The sequence below is a fragment of the Tritonibacter sp. SIMBA_163 genome, from assembly GCF_046535935.1.
In the GTDB taxonomy this organism is placed as follows: Bacteria; Pseudomonadota; Alphaproteobacteria; order Rhodobacterales; family Rhodobacteraceae; genus Epibacterium; species Epibacterium scottomollicae.
This window is the reverse complement of the sequence record NZ_JAWJBP010001179.1, coordinates 1-241: the sequence shown is the minus strand read 5'-3', so window position 1 is coordinate 241 and position 241 is coordinate 1. Positions and strand designations below refer to the sequence as shown.

The 241-nt window shown below is 60.2% G+C and carries 1 pseudogene; it reads left to right on the top strand.

What is annotated here, in order from left to right:
- Window positions 1-67 precede the first annotated feature (67 nt).
- Window positions 68-241 (top strand): annotated as a pseudogene (locus R0J92_RS26040) (hydroxymethylbilane synthase); the annotation flags it as partial.

The following is a 241-nucleotide window of genomic DNA, read 5'->3' as shown; positions in this document are numbered from 1 at the left end:
GATCGTTGATTGCGGGGCTGAATAAAGCCGGTTACCAAGGCTTCCGGTTAACAACGGACGAATACGGATGCAAACGAAACCTTTCCGGATCGGCACGCGCGGCAGTCCCCTGGCCCTGGCGCAAGCCGCAGAAACACGCGCCCGGTTGATGGCAGCGCATGATCTTCCCGAAGAGATGTTCGAGATCGTCATCCTGTCCACCACCGGCGACCGGATCGTGGACCGTCCGCTGAGCGAGATC